3 protein-coding genes and 1 pseudogene are annotated in these 2,503 nt (G+C 37.5%); 1 reads left to right on the forward strand and 3 read right to left on the reverse strand.

Annotated elements, in window-relative coordinates; genetic code table 11:
• Positions 1 to 168 precede the first annotated feature (168 nt).
• The 3 genes from Q0X89_RS08030 to Q0X89_RS08040 all read right to left on the reverse strand — a co-directional run bounded on the left by Q0X89_RS08030 (position 169) and on the right by Q0X89_RS08040 (position 2,012).
• Complete coding sequence (locus Q0X89_RS08030; RefSeq protein ID WP_297692918.1) at positions 169 to 459, reverse strand: hypothetical protein; 291 nt, start codon at positions 457 to 459, stop codon at positions 169 to 171.
• A 2-nt stretch (positions 460 to 461) separates the two neighbouring features.
• On the reverse strand, positions 462 to 896 hold the full coding sequence (locus tag Q0X89_RS08035) for a hypothetical protein (RefSeq protein WP_297692920.1): 435 nt from the start codon (positions 894 to 896) through the stop codon (positions 462 to 464).
• A 324-nt stretch (positions 897 to 1,220) separates the two neighbouring features.
• Complete coding sequence (locus Q0X89_RS08040; protein WP_297692921.1) at positions 1,221 to 2,012, reverse strand: hypothetical protein; 792 nt, start codon at positions 2,010 to 2,012, stop codon at positions 1,221 to 1,223.
• 362 nt (positions 2,013 to 2,374) lie between these two features.
• Between Q0X89_RS08040 and Q0X89_RS08045 the strand changes: the two are divergent.
• Positions 2,375 to 2,503 (forward strand): annotated as a pseudogene (locus Q0X89_RS08045) (dTDP-glucose 4,6-dehydratase); the annotation flags it as partial.

Consider the following 2,503-nt stretch of genomic DNA (forward strand, 5'->3'; position numbering starts at 1 on the left):
CCGAAACGAATACTCCTTCCAATGTCAGTAGCAACATCATCATCGATGGCGAGATCATTGAAAGGATCTCACCTCCTGAAATACCTGGAGCATACAATACTGTAGAAGGTCTTCCTCCTCTTTGACCTGTAGTGTTATCCAATGAACCATCTGTCTCATCAATATTAATTATTCTTCTTTTCTGATCATCAATAATTTCCTGTAGGTATTCAGCAGTGAACCTTCATCTTCTAGTTGATTTTCAACGTTGACTTCCGGGTAATCATCTTGTACGGGTAACCATGTTTTAGCATTTGATGAAAATCCTGCTGATACATCATCATTCCATTGCATTGGAGTCCGGCAATTGTCGCGATTCATCAGGTGAGCGACACTGTTTCTGATCCACTCAGGATATTTGAGGAATCCCTCAGATAAAGGATCTTGAGCTTCCTCGAGTGGAATGTCGGCTGTCTTCATTCCTATTTCTTCTCCCTGATAGACAAATAGATTTGTGCACTCCAAAGCCCAAAGAACAGAACATACAAGGGAACAAAATATACATAGGGCTCTACAATAAAATAATCCTGGTAGAAAAAAACAAGAATAATTATACCAAGTAATGCGGAATAACCCAGTGATATATAATTGTTTAGAGTGAATACGCGAAGCGCTTCAGAAGATCTTTTAGGAAGGACAATGGCCAAAAAATATTTTCCTCCTGCCCCCATTGAAAAAATTGTTGCCAATGCAAAGAAAGATGTGTAAACCGCGAATTCTTTCTCATTAAATAACCGTGTTAGAAGCGGGGTGGCTAGAAAGGGTAACAATTGTGCCACTCCAGTGCCAAAAACCAAGGAAGAGACATTCCTTGAAAACTCAGAATTCTTGTACCTGGACCATACATCTTTAAGCACGCGCTTCAATTTAACTAAATCCTAGTCAAAGCGAAATCAAAGTTAAATATCCTACTATTCAGGTTAGCAGAGATTTAATGATTCTTTAAAAACTATCAAGCTGCGGTGGGGCGACATGAATATTATTGCCTTCTAATGTTCACCTAAAAGTTTACTACCAGCACCTCGACTTAGGAAATTAGTGCGAAATAAGTGATTATTTGGGCAGGAAAAAAGTGTTTGAATAAAAAGCTGAGCTTAAGGAAATAAGCCGGTATAAAAAAGGAAGTGTTTTTGTAGCTCGAGGCATAAAGCTTCAGATCTCGTATCTGGTTATCTCTGTTTTTATTCCTTGTTTCGTTTCAACTCCCCGCGAATAAAACTACCTAAGTATTTGGAAAATGAAATAGCAGATATTTCATCTAAATGACTGCCATCGTACGAATTGTAATCATAGATGTTATCCAACTTTAACCACATCCCGCCCGAATTCTCAATAACTTGAATCACCTGTTTTGTATCGAATCCGCTTATCTCGTTTTCAAGCTTTTCCATTTCTCTTGATGAAGGTACTCGGAATGCAAAAACGACTACGCCCTGGTCAGTCCATTTCTTTACCTGGTCACCTAGTTCAAACAAGACTTTTTCCTTCACCAAATTATTGTGGAAATTCTTTACATAGGGCTCTAAGGCCGCAGAGGGATCTGAGGGTGTCTTATATGAAGCCACCCACCCATCTTTCTGAAATTTTTCGTGATATCCAGGTATAGAATCAGTGTTGTAAAGAATATCAGTAGGTTTTATAGGATCAAAAAAATGGAGGAGAGGGTTAATATATCGTCGTAAAAAAACATCCTTCTGATCACGCAATTTCTCCTGGCTATAATGGCTGTTTTCTTGTGCTTTTTTAGTCAATGAGTAAGGAGTTATCCCAAGAATAACCATCTTTTGACTTAATCCCGAAGACATCTTATCATTGATGGCGTGATACATCGTGGCATTATAGCCCGCTGAACTGAAGCCAAAATTTAATACCTCCAAACCTCCTAGCTCCTCAGATAATGAAGCAGGGGCCACCCCTCTGTATACCCTTGAATCTCCCGTCACTATGACATCGTATTTCTTCTTGCTATGCACCTTATCTGTCCAAAATTTTTCTTTACTTACAACCGAACTAATCGGTTGAGGGCGCGTAAAGCCAATACTCAGTATTAGAATAATACACAAGATTAGGGTAATATAAAAAGCCTTCAAATATTTGTTCTGACCATTCAAAATTGAAAATATATAAATTCTTGTTCCGGTCCTCTAAAAAATAAAATACTCACAATAAGTACCGCACAAATGATGCTTTCCACTACCAGTAATTTAGGAATAAATCTATAAAATACATATCTGAACAAATAATAGCTTCCTTCAATGATTAAGCCTACACCTGATGAAAAGAATAATTTGTTTATCGATTCTGAAGACAAACTTGATTTTGAAATCTGATCTCGAATATTTTTAACCTCGACAAACTCACTTATGCCGGTAACCTGGAAAGCCTGAAAGATATTGAAAATGCAAAAAATTACACTTTCATTAAAGGTGATATCACTGATCAAGATCAGATGATCTCACTTTTT

The sequence above is a fragment of the uncultured Eudoraea sp. genome, from assembly GCF_947258525.1.
Taxonomy (GTDB): domain Bacteria; phylum Bacteroidota; class Bacteroidia; order Flavobacteriales; family Flavobacteriaceae; genus Eudoraea.